We start from the raw sequence: 811 nt of genomic DNA, 5'->3' as shown, positions 1-811 counted from the left end.
CATCTGTGTTCATCTCTGCTGACGCTTCGTTTTTAGCAGCAGATTTACTGTCTGTAGTCGCGGTAGGTGCATCGGCTTGAGCTAATGATGCTTTAGAATCTTCTACCATGGCTTCAATATCTTTTTCTTCGATACGTTGCATCAGTGGCTTGAATTTATTGATTTTATGGCCTAACAACCACTCATTACGACTGGCAAAGCTTAAATCATCAAGGTTCAAAAACGCTTTCGCATTATTAGTCAGTTCAGGCAGTACAGGTGCCAGATAGACCATCAATTGACGGAAAATATTGATAGCGACCGAGCATACGTCTTGAACTTCTTTCTCAGTGCCTTCCAATTTCGCTAGTGACCATGGCTTTTTGGCATCGATATATTCGTTGGCTTTATCCGCACACTGCATGATCAGGCGCATAGCACGCGAGAACTCACGATTCTCGTAAGCAGCAGCAATCTCATCGCCCGTTTTGGTGATGTCTTCTAATAGGCGCGGTTCAGCGCAAGTCTCAGATAGTATACCGTCGTATTTCTTAACTAAGAATCCTGCACTACGACTGGCGATATTGACGACTTTACCAACCAAGTCAGAGTTGACCTTTTGCATAAAGTCTTCTAAATCTAAGTTGATGTCTTCAACTTTATCAGACAGTTTACTGGCGAAGTAATAACGCAGATATTCAGGATGTAAGTGCTCAGCATACGTCTCGGCCTTGATAAAAGTACCGCGTGACTTGCTCATTTTTTCGCCATTGACCATTAAGAAACCATGGGCAAAGACCCCAGTTGGGGTACGCAATTCGCTACCCGCTAG

The 811-nt window shown here is 43.8% G+C and carries 1 protein-coding gene; it reads right to left on the bottom strand.

Features of this window, described 5'->3' with window-relative positions; translation table 11 throughout:
- On the bottom strand, nucleotides 1-811 hold an 811-nt coding region (locus ACS8FC_RS16450), incomplete at both ends, for a class I tRNA ligase family protein (protein WP_439297565.1).

It is taken from the genome of Psychrobacter sp. 1Y4 (genome assembly GCF_051847555.1).
This window is presented reverse-complemented; position numbering and strand designations above follow the sequence as displayed.